At 37.1% G+C, this 13,283-nt stretch carries 14 protein-coding genes and 1 riboswitch; of the genes, 11 read left to right on the top strand and 3 right to left on the bottom strand.

Annotation, left to right across the window (positions count from 1 at the left end; all coding sequences use genetic code 11):
- Positions 1-40: 40 nt before the first annotated feature.
- Positions 41-457, top strand: coding sequence for a hypothetical protein (locus NSQ18_RS11515; protein WP_016838652.1), 417 nt, complete (start codon positions 41-43; stop codon positions 455-457).
- Between the two features lie 54 nt (positions 458-511).
- Here the strand turns inward: NSQ18_RS11515 and NSQ18_RS11520 are convergent, their stop codons facing one another.
- On the bottom strand, positions 512-832 hold the full coding sequence (locus NSQ18_RS11520; RefSeq protein ID WP_016838653.1) for a thioredoxin family protein: 321 nt from the start codon (positions 830-832) through the stop codon (positions 512-514).
- Between the two features lie 327 nt (positions 833-1,159).
- Between NSQ18_RS11520 and NSQ18_RS11525 the strand changes: the two genes are divergently transcribed.
- From NSQ18_RS11525 to NSQ18_RS11540, 4 genes are all read left to right on the top strand, one after another.
- Positions 1,160-3,544, top strand: coding sequence for a 3-hydroxyacyl-CoA dehydrogenase NAD-binding domain-containing protein (locus NSQ18_RS11525; RefSeq protein ID WP_339288142.1), 2,385 nt, complete (start codon positions 1,160-1,162; stop codon positions 3,542-3,544).
- Positions 3,545-3,574: 30 nt separating this feature from the next.
- Positions 3,575-4,750, top strand: coding sequence for an acetyl-CoA C-acetyltransferase (locus tag NSQ18_RS11530; protein WP_016838655.1), 1,176 nt, complete (start codon positions 3,575-3,577; stop codon positions 4,748-4,750).
- Positions 4,751-4,788: 38 nt separating this feature from the next.
- Entirely contained in the window at positions 4,789-6,570 is a 1,782-nt protein-coding gene (locus tag NSQ18_RS11535) for an acyl-CoA dehydrogenase family protein (protein WP_016838656.1), read from the top strand.
- An 83-nt stretch (positions 6,571-6,653) separates the two neighbouring features.
- Positions 6,654-7,055 (top strand): hypothetical protein, encoded by a 402-nt coding sequence (locus tag NSQ18_RS11540; protein WP_339288144.1) that lies wholly within the window; start codon positions 6,654-6,656, stop codon positions 7,053-7,055.
- Here the strand turns inward: NSQ18_RS11540 and NSQ18_RS11545 are convergent.
- A complete protein-coding gene (locus NSQ18_RS11545; protein WP_339288146.1) occupies positions 7,036-8,142 on the bottom strand; it encodes a hypothetical protein in 1,107 nt (368 codons plus the stop codon). The genes NSQ18_RS11540 and NSQ18_RS11545 overlap by 20 nt on opposite strands.
- Before the next feature lie 11 nt (positions 8,143-8,153).
- Positions 8,154-9,455, bottom strand: coding sequence for an SPFH domain-containing protein (locus tag NSQ18_RS11550; RefSeq protein ID WP_016838658.1), 1,302 nt, complete (start codon positions 9,453-9,455; stop codon positions 8,154-8,156).
- 191 nt (positions 9,456-9,646) lie between these two features.
- Here NSQ18_RS11550 and NSQ18_RS11555 point away from each other — a divergent pair, with 191 nt between their 5' ends.
- From NSQ18_RS11555 to NSQ18_RS11580, 6 genes are all read left to right on the top strand, one after another.
- The gene (locus tag NSQ18_RS11555) at positions 9,647-10,003 is read left to right on the top strand and encodes an arsenate reductase family protein (protein WP_016838659.1); all 357 of its coding nucleotides are present in this window, start codon (positions 9,647-9,649) and stop codon (positions 10,001-10,003) included.
- 79 nt (positions 10,004-10,082) lie between these two features.
- The gene (gcvH, locus tag NSQ18_RS11560) at positions 10,083-10,463 is read left to right on the top strand and encodes a glycine cleavage system protein GcvH (protein ID WP_016838660.1); all 381 of its coding nucleotides are present in this window, start codon (positions 10,083-10,085) and stop codon (positions 10,461-10,463) included.
- Positions 10,464-10,577: 114 nt separating this feature from the next.
- Positions 10,578-10,919, top strand: coding sequence for a toprim domain-containing protein (locus NSQ18_RS11565; protein ID WP_016838661.1), 342 nt, complete (start codon positions 10,578-10,580; stop codon positions 10,917-10,919).
- Between the two features lie 12 nt (positions 10,920-10,931).
- Positions 10,932-11,234 (top strand): thioredoxin domain-containing protein, encoded by a 303-nt coding sequence (locus NSQ18_RS11570; RefSeq protein WP_016838662.1) that lies wholly within the window; start codon positions 10,932-10,934, stop codon positions 11,232-11,234.
- A 62-nt stretch (positions 11,235-11,296) separates the two neighbouring features.
- A riboswitch (SAM riboswitch) is annotated at positions 11,297-11,409 on the top strand.
- Positions 11,410-11,587: 178 nt separating this feature from the next.
- Positions 11,588-12,613, top strand: a complete 1,026-nt coding sequence (locus NSQ18_RS11575) for a methionine ABC transporter ATP-binding protein (RefSeq protein ID WP_096551694.1) — start codon at positions 11,588-11,590, stop codon at positions 12,611-12,613.
- Complete coding sequence (locus NSQ18_RS11580) at positions 12,606-13,274, top strand: methionine ABC transporter permease (protein ID WP_016838664.1); 669 nt, start codon at positions 12,606-12,608, stop codon at positions 13,272-13,274. Before NSQ18_RS11575 ends, NSQ18_RS11580 begins: the two co-directional genes overlap by 8 nt.
- Positions 13,275-13,283: the final 9 nt, after the last annotated feature.

Below are 13,283 nucleotides of genomic sequence, written 5' to 3' on the forward strand. Positions count from 1 at the left end.
GATTGAAAATTCTTTCAATTTGTAGGCAAGGGGGACATTTGTGAAGAAAATTTGGCCATATGTATGGAAAATAATTTGGTTTGTTGGGTTAATTATTTTAACAATTATTAGTTATAATATTGAACAACATTTATCAAATAAAGTTCTTTATAACGTAACTCCATTAAATTGGAGTCATTTTATCATTCATTTTATTTGGGGGATTTATTTATCGCTTATTTGTATTAATAGATGGAAGATTCAGTTCAACTTTCCATTATTCATTTGCGTATTTATTCCTAGTTTTGTGTTATCGCTTTATCTTCCTTTAACTTCGGTGTCAATCATTAACATCCCTGTAGGTATGTGGTTTGCTAAAGTTTACTCTTCAGGATTGATTGAAATAGTAGCCGGTTTATCGTTAATGGTTAGCTTATTTTATCCTGCGAAAAATGAAAAAGAAAACATATTTTTATAGAAATTGAAAGGACATAACTTTTTTGATAGAAGTTATGTCCTAAATTTTTCAAAGTTACACCGTTTGCGCATCCAAAAATTGCGTTACATCTTCCGGTGTTTTGGCGTTGGCACTATGAAGGTGAGCTAATTTTTCACCGTTTTTATAAATTAATAAACTTGGAATTCCCAATACTTGATATTTTTCAGCCAGTTCTGGGAAATCATCGCGATTGATTTCGAACCATTCATACTGATTGTACTTTTCAATAATCGGATCAATAAACATGTTCATGCGTACACAATCAGGGCACCAACCTGCATAAAATTTAACTATCACTGGCTCGTCCTTGCTAATAATTTCATTAAATTGTTCAATTGACGTAATTTCTTTCAATTTTTTCGCCTCCTTACCTAGTAGTTTACACATTTTAGCGAATGTCGGAAAGAAATATGTTTGGAGTGTAAATAACAAACTATTAAAATATCAATTAATTTTTCGAAAATTTTAATAAAAGGATTGCGAAATTCTGTAAAATCATCTACACTAAATACAAGAATAGTTGCTTCATGTATTTTTTTTAAACTAGAAATGAATAGCCATTCATTTTCTTGAAAAAAACATCTTCAAATGAGGAATTGAATAAACTATGAATGAACAAAGGGGAAACTTATAGCGAAAATGAATGATTGTTCATTCAAAAGAGTGAAGGGGGAATTGTTTGTGACGTATAAAATTGAAAAAGTAGCAGTAATTGGATCTGGGGTTATGGGTTCCGGTATTGCAGCTCATTTAGTAAATATCGGTATACCAACATATATGTTGGATATTGTTCCAAAAGAACTAACGAAAGAAGAACAAGAAAAAGGATTGACACTTGAACATCCAACAGTGAGAAACCGCATTGTGAATAATGCTGTACAAAAATTGTTGAAACAAAAACCAGCTCCGCTAACTTCACCAAAAAATTTAGCACTGTTAACAGTTGGGAATTTAGAGGACGATTTAGATAAGTTAAAAGAAGTAGATTGGATTATTGAAGTAGTTGTCGAAAATCTTGATGTGAAGCGAAACTTATTCGAAAAAATAGAACAGGTGCGAAAGCCTGGTGCCATCGTTAGCTCAAACACTTCCGGAATCAGTGTAAATAAGATGGTGGAAGGCAGAACGGAAGAATTCCAAAAACATTTTTTAGGAACGCATTTTTTCAATCCGCCACGCTATCTAAAATTGCTTGAAATTATTCCTACTGAACATACATCGCCAGACGTTGTAACCTTTATGAAAAATTTTGCGGAAGATGTGTTAGGCAAAGGAGTTGTAATAGGTAAGGATACACCAAATTTCGTGGCCAACCGAATTGGTACGTATGGCTTGCATATTACACTCCATGAAATGCTAAAACGAGGATATTCAGTTGGAGAAGTAGATTCAGTAACAGGACCTTTAATTGGCAGACCGAAATCTGCAACTTTCCGGACACTTGATGTGGTAGGGTTGGATACGTTTATTCATGTGGCAAAAACAGTGTATGACCAAACTACTGGTGAAGAACAAAAAGTTTTTGAAGTTCCAGAACTGATTCATAAGTTAGTGGAAAGAGGAGCCCTCGGTGCAAAATCTGGTCAAGGTTTCTATGTGAAGAAAGGAAAAGACATTTACGAAATCGATCCAAACACGCTAGAGTATGTTCCACAAAAGAAATTAAAAGCTCCTTCCATCGAAATGGCAAAACAAACAAAAGGGTTAGATAACAAGTTAAAAACATTAGTATACGCAAATGACCGAGCTGGTGAACTACTGTGGAATATTTTTGCTCCAACATTGATCTATTCTGCAGAATTAAACGGCATTATTGCAGACAACATTGTGGAAATCGACAATGCCATGAAATGGGGATTCGGTTGGAGCCAAGGTCCGTTTGAAATGTGGGATGCAATCGGCGTAGAAAAATCCGTTGCGAAAATGGAAGAAGAAGGTCGCAATGTTCCTGAATTTGTGAAAAAACTATTAGCGAAAGGCTATAAATCATTCTATCAAGAAATAGATGGCCAATTAGCATTCTTTAATGGAGAAGATTATGAAATTATTCCTGTCAATGAAAAAGCAATTGATTTAAAACGTTACAAAAAACAGCACGGCGTTCTTAAATCAAACTCTGGTGCTAGTTTGATTGATATCGGGGACGGCATTTTACTTCTTGAATTCCATTCGAAATCAAATGCCATTGGATTAGACATCATTCAAATGATTAACTATGCAATCGATGAAGTAGAAGCAAATTACAAAGGGCTTGTCATCGGAAACCAAGGAAAGAATTTCTGCGTTGGTGCAAACCTTGGCATGATTTTAATGGAAGCGCAAGATGACAACATATTTGAACTTGATTATGTTGTGCGTGCATTCCAAAAAACGATGCGTCGCATTAAATATTCGAGAAAACCAGTTGTGGCAGCTCCGTTTGGCATGACACTCGGAGGTGGAGCGGAAGTTTGCTTGCCAGCAGCACGCATTCAAGCTTCAGCAGAAACGTATATGGGACTAGTGGAAGTTGGTGTTGGATTAATTCCGGGAGGCGGCGGAAACTTAGCTCTCTATGAAAAGGCATTGGAAGGTCTTCCAAAAGGTGTGGAAATTGATTATCAAGCCGTTGCGAATAAAGTATTTGAAACAATTGCGATGGCGAAAGTGTCCACTTCTGCGGAAGAAGCTCGAGAAAATAACTTCTTAAGCAATCAAGATGGCATTTCCGTAAATCCGGATCATCTTATTTACGATGCGAAGCAAGTAGCACTTTCCTTATATAAATCTGGTTATAAGCCACCAGTGAAAAAGAAAATCAAAGTGGTTGGTGCACCTGGTTATGCAACGATGTTGTTAGGAGCACAGAACATGTACACAGCAGGTTATATTTCAGAACACGATTTAAAAATTGCGAAAAAACTTGCTTATGTACTGGCTGGAGGCCTTGTACCATATGGAACGGAAGTAGATGAAGAATATTTGTTAAATTTAGAACGCCAAGCGTTTTTAGAGCTTGTGGCTGACCGTAAATCTCAAGAGCGTATGCAACATATGCTCGTAACTGGTAAGCCGTTGCGCAATTAATTCGGAAAAAGAAACAAAGGGGGATGTAATATGCGTGAAGCAGTTATAGTGTCAGGAGCGAGAACGCCAATTGGTAAAGCAAAAAAAGGGTCACTCGCTCAAATGCGACCAGATGATTTCGGCGCAATCGTAGTAAAAGAAGCCATTCAGCGTGCAGGCTATGAGGGAGAAATAGATGATTTAATTTTAGGATGTGCAATGCCTGAAGCGGAGCAAGGCATGAACGTAGCAAGAAATATTGGAGCATTAGCAGGACTACCAGATACAACTCCTGCGATTACAATTAATCGTTTCTGTTCTTCAGGTTTACAATCCATTGCATATGCAGCTGAAAGAATTATGCTTGGTCATGCGAAGGCTATTGTTGCTGGTGGAGTAGAGTCAATGAGCATGGTGCCAATGATGGGACACGTTGTTCGACCAAATCCAAAATTGGCAGAAGAAGCGCCACAATACTACATGAGCATGGGCCATACGGCGGAAGAAGTTGCAAAACGTTATGGTGTTAGCCGTGAAGATCAAGACGATTTTGCGGTGCGTTCTCACGAATTGGCTTATAAGGCGATTCAAGAAGGAAAATTCAACGATGAGATTGTTCCAATTGATGTTGTACAGCATTACGTTGATGAGAATAACACGTTAAAAGAAAAACGCTTTACATTTTCTATGGATGAAGGGGTACGACCAGATACATCGAAAGAAGTTTTAAGTAAACTGCGTCCAGCATTCAGTATAAATGGAACGGTAACAGCGGGTAATGCTTCACAAACTTCTGACGGGGCTGCAGCACTTCTTGTGATGGATCGAGAAGAAGCTGAAAAGCAGGGATTAAAACCGATGGCAAAATTCTTAAGCTTTGCAGTGGGCGGCGTTCCACCTGAAGTGATGGGAATTGGACCAATTGAAGCAGTGCCAAAAGCGTTAAAACTTGCAGGGTTAAAACAAGAGGATATCGACTTATGGGAACTAAATGAAGCATTTGCTTCTCAATCTATTCAAGTTATTCGTCATCTTGGTCTCGATCTTAATAAAGTTAATGTAAATGGCGGTGCGATTGCGTTAGGACACCCGCTTGGAGCGACGGGAGCAATATTGACGTTAAAGCTAATCCATGAATTAAGACGACAAGAAAAGAAATATGGCGTTGTTACGATGTGTATCGGTGGCGGTATGGGAGCTGCTGGCGTGTTGGAAGTTCTATATTAATCAATTTGTTAGCAATAAATCGATAGGGAGGAATTGACATGGTTCAAACAACAGATTTTGTAAAGGGTGGAAGTTTTTTAATTGAAGATGTAGATTTAGAAAAAGTATTTACACCTGAAGATTTTACTGAAGAACATTTAATGATTGCTAAAACGACGGAAGAGTTTGTAGAAAATGAAGTATTGCCGTTAATAGATAAATTGGAAAATCATGAATTTGAACACTCCGTAAAATTAATGAAACAAGCAGGTGAACTAGGGCTACTTGCTGCAGACATTCCTGAAGAATATGAAGGTCTTGGATTAGATAAAATTACATCAGCTCTTATCGGCGAAAAAATGTCTCGCGCAGGAGGCTTTAGCTTAACGCACGGTGCTCATGTAGGAATTGGATCATTACCGATTGTCCTGTTTGGAAATGACGATCAAAAGAAAAAATATTTACCGAAATTGGCTAGCGGTGAATGGATTGCTGCATACGCATTAACAGAGCCAGGATCCGGTTCCGATGCGTTAGGTGCAAAAACAACTGCGAAATTAAATGAGGCAGGAACTCATTATATTCTTAACGGTGAAAAACAATGGATTACGAACTCAGGCTTTGCAGATGTATTCGTTGTGTATGCGAAGGTAGATGGTGAGCATTTTACAGCATTCATCGTTGAACGTTCATTCCCTGGCGTTTCTGTTGGTGCAGAAGAGAAGAAAATGGGTATTAAATCTTCATCTACTCGTACATTGATTTTAGAAGATGTACCAGTTCCAGTGGAAAATGTATTAGGGGAAATTGGTCGAGGACATGTTGTGGCATTCAACATTTTAAATATCGGTCGTTATAAATTAGGTATTGGTACAGTGGGTGCATCAAAAAGAGCATTGGAGCTAGCAATCCAATATACAAATCAACGCAAACAATTTAACACACCGATTTCTAGCTTCAATTTAACAAAAGAAAAAATTGCGACAATGGCATCTGAACTATATGCTTCTGAATCGTTGAATTACCGTACAGTAGGATATTTCGAAGATCGTTTTAGCAAACTTTCTTCTGAAGAATTAAAAGATGGTAAAGCGGTAGCAAAAGCTGTTGCGGAATATGCAATTGAATGCTCGATTGCAAAAGTTGTTGGTTCTGAAACATTAGATTACATTGCGGATGAAGCAGTACAGCTTCATGGTGGATATGGTTTTATGTCTGAATATGAAGTGGAACGCATTTACCGCGACTCCCGTATCAACCGTATTTTCGAAGGAACAAATGAAATTAACCGTTTAATAGTACCTGGTACATTCATGAAAAAAGCATTGAAAGGAGAACTTCCTTTATTACAAGTTGCTCAAAACTTGCAACAAGAACTTCTCATGCTCATGCCTGAAGAGGTTAGCGATGAGCCATTAGCACAAGAAAAATATCTTGTGAAAAATGCGAAGAAAATTGGTATCTTAGCTGCTGGTGTTGCTGCTCAACGCTTCGGTACAAAACTTGAACAGGAACAAGAGGTATTGGTAAATATTGCGAATATCGCAAACTTTGTATATGCAATGGAATCAGCAGTATTACGCACTGCAAAAGCAATTGAACGCGACGGACTTGAAAAAGCGAAGCAAAAATTACTATATACTCAAATTTATTGCCAAGAAGCCTTTGCTGAAATTGAAAAAGAGGCAAAAGAAATTGTCATTGCTTCTGTTGAGGGAGATAATGCACGTATAACACTTTCTGCTTTACGTAAATTAACTCGTCACAATCCTTATAATTTAATCTTGAAAAAACGTGAAGCTGCTGAACGACTAATTGCAGCAGAAAAATATATCGTGTAATGGTAGAGAGCTGCTCACAAGTGAATCACTTGTGGGTAGCTTTTTTGTCTTTATAGAGTGAAGAATAACTGCACAAGCAAGGGTTGTATCTGCAGAATGGGTTATCTGCACGAGCAAGGGAGCTATCTGCACAAGTGAAGGGGGTATCTGCACGAGTAGAGATTGTATCTGCACAAGTGAAGGGGGTATCTGCACGAGTAGAGATTGTATCTGCACAAGTGAAGGGGGTATCTGCACGAGTAGAGATTGTTTCTGCACAAGTGATGGAATTATCCGCACGAGTGGAGGAGCTATCTGCACAAGTGGAGGAGTTATCCGCACAAGCTAGAATGAATCCGTACGAACAAGGGAGCCAACCGCACAAGCAAGAGCACTATCCGCACAAGGTAAAGGATTATCAAAGAAAAACGTTACGAAAAAAGAGCGACTTGCAAACATATACATTTTCTCAAGCCGCTCTTCATTCTAATATGAATTCTCCATAAAAAAGAAATAACCTAATAGGACAAATAGAAGAAGGATGAAGATTGTGATTGTAACTTTAATAGGAGAGATTGGATATTCTCCACCGACTTTGCCCGTTTGGCCATTCACCATAAATTGATAGACTTTATCTCTGTATCGAAAAGTCGATAGCCACAAAGGCAACATCAAATGTTTATATGTAATATCAGAATGGACTGTTGAAAATCGTAAATTTTTAACTACATGGGCGCGATGTTTCCATAAAATATGTTGTGTAATTTGAGATTCTAGATAATGATGAATTTCATTTTTGGCGATTTTCCAGCCGTCATCAAGACCAATACTGTATCGTTCAGCTACAAAACCATGCAAATACTCTTTTTGGTATGGGCGAGCATTTGTTAAATAAAAAGGTTCCACTTTGCTTAAAATATGAGCATCGTAGCGAGTAGAAGCGAGAACAAGGTGATCATCAATAAATTCTTGATAAAATCCTCTTGTACGATACCAGTCAGTAACGGTTTGAGGTTTTCCATCCTTATCGTATACCGTTCTTCTTCTACCATATGTTGCTGTATACTGTGAAGCGGTCTTTGTATCAAAAGTCCAGTAAGGCAAATAGATGCCTGTAAATGCTTCGGCTTTAGCTGATTGTCTAGCCTCATTAGGAGCAAACCATCTCCCTTTTATCCATTTTTGAAAGTTTTCGTTTGCTTGTTCCAATGTTAATTGAAATGGAATAATTCCGTTAGGAGCGATAGAGTGATCGTCTTTAATTTCCATCACATGATTTGATCCGCAATAAGGACATACGTTGGCTACTTCCAACGCATCATAGACTAATTCAGCAGCGCAGGCATCACAAATCACTATCTTTTTTTCTTCTCCCCAACGGAAGCTACTTCTAGCCTCTGCTTGATGGAAATCTAGCTCATCTATTTCTAAATCAGCCTCTAATTCTGCATTTGGAATCTCTTCTGTATGATGACAATAGGGACAAACTAACTTGCCTGAAGCAGGATGAAACTTGATGGAAGCACCACAGGATGGACACTTCGCATCATACTCATCTACTTCAATGAACTCTTGTTTTTCATTGGTACTCATACCAATCCTCCTTATTTGCGATCGTTTTCATCAATCACATCTCCGCATTCAGGGCAGAATTTCGGTGTAAAGGATGGATCTTTTGGTTGCCATCCACATTTATCGCATGTCAGTGCAAAGTTCGCTGGCTTTGGCGAACCGCATTCATAACAAAACTTCCCCTTATTTTCTGTGCCGCATTGACAAATCCAAGTATTTGATGTTGGTCGTTTGTTTCCGCATTCGGTACAGAATTTTCCTTGATTTTTCGCACCACAACTACATTGCCAAACAACATTTTGAGGATTTTGATCGACGGGTTGTTGTTTTTCACCCATTTCAAATAAATCTTTTGCATTGACACCACCTGCTTGCTGAGCCATTTGCAGTCCTGCAAAACCGACAAAGGCTCCTCCTTGATTTTCTGCAGCTTTTCTCATTGCTTCACTTTGAGCGTCAATTATTGTTGCTCCAGCCATAGATGGATTTCTGAACACTGCACTTCTTTGGAGTTGTTTAATCATTTTTTCATCTTCTTCTGAAGCATTGACCGCACTAATACCAAACGAAACGATTTCGATGCCTCGCTTTTTCATCCATTTATCAGATAATACTTCATTTAATGCTTTTGCAATTTCTAACGTATGTTGTGGAAGTTCGCTATAGCGTATCCCCATTGCAGAAATTTTAGCAAAAGCAGGTTGTAATGCTGTTAATAGTTCTGAGCGAAGTTGACCGTCGATTTCAGAACGTTTAAATTCATTTTGAACATTGCCAGAGACGTTAGAATAAAAAAGAATTGGATCCACAATTTTATAGGAATATTCCCCGTGACATCGGATGGAAATATCGATATCTAACCCGATATTTCGATCAATAATCCGGAATGGAATCGGTGTGGGAGTACCATATTTATTACCTGAAATCTCCTTCATGTTAAAAAAGTATACTCGCTGATCTTTTCCAGGCTCTCCACCGAAACTTAAACGCTTTCCAAAAGACTCAAAACTTGCTTTAATTGATTCGTTTAAGTCTCCATAAAAGATGCTTGGTTCTGTAGAAAAGTCATATACGTATTCTCCAGGTTCAGAGCAAAATTCAACTATTTTTCCCTGATCGACAATAATCATGCATTGCCCTTCATTGACTGCTATTATCGAACCGTTGCTAATGATATTGTCGCTTCCTTTACGGTTAAAACTTCTTTTACCGCCTCGTTTTTTTCCTTTGGTTATTAATACATCTGCAGGAATAGAGTCACAGTAAAAATACTCTCTCCATTGGTCAGATAAAACGCCGGCTAATGCACCGACACCCGCTTTTAATAAGCCCATACCATTCCCTCCAATAATCAAAATTTACATATAATTCATTCTACTTTGATTCTCTTATGAATGCATTATTTTTATTGATGTTAAATATCACTAAAATTTATGAAAATTCATACTTGAACACATGATTTCAATCGTGCATGATAAAAATAAGAAAGATTTGAAAAATTATTTAAAAATAAGGAGCCAATGAAATGTCGTTGAAATTTATTCATTATCCTAGATGTACAACTTGTAAAAAGGCGCAAAAATGGTTGGATGATAATGGAATAAAATATGATGCTATTCATATTGTAGAACAAACCCCAACGAAAGAAGAATTAAAATCGTATTGGGAAAAAAGTGGACTACCATTAAAAAAGTTTTTTAACACATCTGGACAAAAGTATAGATCCCTTGGTCTAAAGGATAAACTAGGTTCGATGTCTGAAGAAGAACAACTAGAATTATTAGCTTCAGATGGCATGTTAATTAAACGACCAATTGTTACAGATGGTGAAAAAGTGACTCTTGGGTTTAAAGAAGAAGAGTTTGAACAGACATGGAAGTAATCATCTAAAATAGCTTGTTTTTGAAATTGAAATATGTCAAACTGAAAAAAAGATTACATATCAGATGGAGGGTAAAAGTATGTCAATACCAAAGGAATTACGTTATACGAAAGAACATGAGTGGGTAAAATTAGAAGACGGTAAAGTACGTGTTGGAATAACTGATTTCGCACAATCTGAACTTGGTGATATCGTATTCGTTGAACTTCCTCAAGTTGGAGACGAAATTCAAATGAATGAACCTTTCGGAAGTGTGGAATCAGTGAAAACGGTTTCTGAATTATATGCGCCTATTTCTGGTAAAGTTGTTGAGGTGAATACTGAGCTTGAAGATAGCCCAGAATTAGTAAATGAGTCTCCTTACGAAAATGCTTGGATGATTGTTGTTGAACCTGCAGATTCTTCTCAACTTGATGAATTACTTACTGCAGAACAATACGAAGAAATTATTTCTGAATAATCTGTCTAAAACGCCAGGGAAAGAACTGGCGTTTTTTTAAAATCAAAATATAATATGTAGACAACACTATTCATCGTTTCTTCAGTTCTTATATAATACGTGGGGTGAGTAAAAATGCATTACGAAAAATGTATCATTGTAGAAGGTCGTTCAGATATGTTGAAATTGGCCCCAATTTTAGCGGAAGATGTGAAGATTGTCTGTACAAATGGTACTATAAGTGAAGAGGCGTTACTCGAGCTTATTGAGCCCTATGAAGAATGTCAGCTATATACTTTTTTTGATGCCGATCAATCCGGAGAAAAACTAAGAAAATTAATGAAGAGAATTTATTCGGAGGCTACTCACCTAAATGTTCCAAGAACATATATGGAAGTTGCAAACGCACCACGAAAAGTGTTAGCTCAATTACTGAAAGAAGCGAGATTTTTAGTTCATAAAGAATATTTAGCATAGGAAATGATTGATATGGAAGAATGGACAATAGAGAATTGGGAAGAAAAAGTAAACGAAAATGATATCACAGCATTTTATTTATATACACCTATTTGCGGAACATGTAAAATTGCATCAAAAATGATGGAAGTTATTGAAGAACTTCTTCCACACATTCCGATTGGGAAAGGAAATATTAATTTTTTGGAAGAATTTGCATACGAACAACAAATCGAAAGTGTTCCTTGTCTACTTATAACAAAGGACGGAAAAGTGCATGAAAAAGTCTATGCATTTAAATCCGTACAAAACTTATATGAAAAGTTGATTTTATAGTTGACAGATGATAGATTACGTGTTACATTGTTTCCATAATTAAATAACCGAATAGCAAAAAACTCTTATTAAGAGTGGTGGAGGGAAGTGCCCTATGAAACCCGGCAACCATCATATCATTGATATGATAAGGTGCCAAATCACGCAAAGTATTTATTACTTTGAAAGATAAGAGGAAGTTTTACGATATCTAAGTAGGTTGTTCAACTTCCCTTCTACTTATCAAAGTAGAAGGTTTTTTTATTGAAATGAAAGATTGTATACATAACGCTATGGTCAAAGGGTAATAAAAAGTGTAAAATGCACAATTGTAATATCAATACATATTGCGGTTTATAAAGGAGTACTCAAACATGATTGAAGTAAAAAATGTCACAAAAATCTTTAAAACGAAAAATGGGGAATTAACCGCAGTTGATCATGTAAATTTGTCTATTCAAAAGGGTGAAATTTTCGGAATCATCGGATATAGCGGTGCCGGAAAAAGTACATTGATTCGCCTATTGAATGGACTCGAGAAACCAACGAGCGGTTCTGTCATAGTGAATGGTCTTGAAATTTCTTCAATTAAAGGAAAAGAGTTACGGCTTGCTCGCCAAAAAATCAGCATGATCTTCCAACATTTCAATCTTTTATGGTCAAGAACAGTCGCAGAAAATATTGCTTTTCCTTTAGAAATTGCAGGGGTACCAAAAGAAGAAAGAGAAAAAAGAGTTCACGAATTAATTGAACTTGTAGGTTTAAGTGGAAGAGCGGATGCTTATCCATCCCAGCTTTCCGGTGGACAAAAACAACGGGTTGGTATAGCAAGAGCATTAGCTAACAATCCAGAAGTATTGCTTTGTGATGAAGCCACAAGTGCTCTAGACCCAGAAACAACTGATTCAATTTTGCGATTATTATCAGATATTAATCAGCGTCTTGGGTTGACAATTGTTTTAATTACCCATGAAATGCACGTGATTCGAAAAATTTGCCATCGCGTTGCGGTGATGGAAGCTGGACGTGTCGTTGAACAAGGTGATGTTCTTGAAGTGTTCCAAAATCCTCAAGCTGAAATAACGAAAAACTTTGTGATGCAAGTTTCGGATTCAAGAGAATCAAAAGAATCCATTGAACACATTTTGAAAAATTATCCTTCTGGAAAATTAGTAAAATTAATTTTTGTTGGAAATACAACAGAAAGACCGATTATTTCATATTTAATTAAAGAGTTCCAGTTGGATATCAACATCCTTCACGGCAATATTTCACAAACGGTGAATGGCTCTTATGGAACGTTAATTGTTCAACTTGACGGTGATTCTGAAAATGTCGAGAAGGCTTTGGAAAAACTGAAATCGATGAATATTAAAACGGAGGTGATTACGAATGATTGAGGCATTATTTCCGAATGTAGATTGGACAAAAATGTGGGAAGCAACCTATGACACACTCTACATGACAGCTATTTCTACAGCAGTTACCTTCGTTCTCGGCATAATCATAGGTATACTGTTATTCTTAACAAGTCCACACCAACTTTGGGCTAACAAAATTGTTCATTTCTTGACGGGGTCCCTTGTGAATATCTTCCGTTCGATTCCGTTTATTATATTAATTATTTTATTAATTCCGTTTACAAAATTTTTACTCGGAACTATTCGTGGTGTAAATGCGGCTTTACCAGCGTTAATTATCGGTTCAGCGCCGTTTTATGCGCGTTTAGTATTAATCGCTTTACGCGAAGTAGATAAAGGTGTTATTGAAGCAGCAAGATCGATGGGTGCGAATACTTTCACAATTATATGGAAAGTATTAATTCCTGAATCCAAACCTGCGCTCATTTCTGGAATTACTGTCACAGCTGTTGCTCTTGTTGGTTATACAGCGATGGCAGGAATCATAGGTGCAGGCGGTTTAGGGAACTTAGCTTTCTTAGAAGGTTTCCAAAGAAGTAGAGAAGATGTCACGTTAATGGCAACGATTTTAATACTTGTCATTGTATTTGTCATTCAATGGATTGGTGATACGATTACTGCCAAAACGGACAAGCGCTAATTCAGGTGA

It is taken from the genome of Ureibacillus sp. FSL K6-0786 (assembly GCF_037965165.1).
Taxonomy (GTDB): Bacteria; Bacillota; Bacilli; order Bacillales_A; family Planococcaceae; genus Ureibacillus; species Ureibacillus thermosphaericus.

Excerpts from the sequence above, each read along its gene's own strand:
- NSQ18_RS11530 (WP_016838655.1), top strand. The coding sequence starts at position 3,575 with ATGCGTGAAGCAGTTATAGTGTCAGGAGCGAGAACGCCAATTGGTAAA.
- NSQ18_RS11535 (WP_016838656.1), top strand. The coding sequence starts at position 4,789 with ATGGTTCAAACAACAGATTTTGTAAAGGGTGGAAGTTTTTTAATTGAA.
- NSQ18_RS11545 (WP_339288146.1), bottom strand. The coding sequence starts at position 8,142 with ATGAGTACCAATGAAAAACAAGAGTTCATTGAAGTAGATGAGTATGAT.
- NSQ18_RS11550 (WP_016838658.1), bottom strand. The coding sequence starts at position 9,455 with ATGGGCTTATTAAAAGCGGGTGTCGGTGCATTAGCCGGCGTTTTATCT.
- NSQ18_RS11555 (WP_016838659.1), top strand. The coding sequence starts at position 9,647 with ATGTCGTTGAAATTTATTCATTATCCTAGATGTACAACTTGTAAAAAG.
- gcvH (WP_016838660.1), top strand. The coding sequence starts at position 10,083 with ATGTCAATACCAAAGGAATTACGTTATACGAAAGAACATGAGTGGGTA.
- NSQ18_RS11565 (WP_016838661.1), top strand. The coding sequence starts at position 10,578 with ATGCATTACGAAAAATGTATCATTGTAGAAGGTCGTTCAGATATGTTG.
- NSQ18_RS11570 (WP_016838662.1), top strand. The coding sequence starts at position 10,932 with ATGGAAGAATGGACAATAGAGAATTGGGAAGAAAAAGTAAACGAAAAT.
- NSQ18_RS11575 (WP_096551694.1), top strand. The coding sequence starts at position 11,588 with ATGATTGAAGTAAAAAATGTCACAAAAATCTTTAAAACGAAAAATGGG.
- NSQ18_RS11580 (WP_016838664.1), top strand. The coding sequence starts at position 12,606 with ATGATTGAGGCATTATTTCCGAATGTAGATTGGACAAAAATGTGGGAA.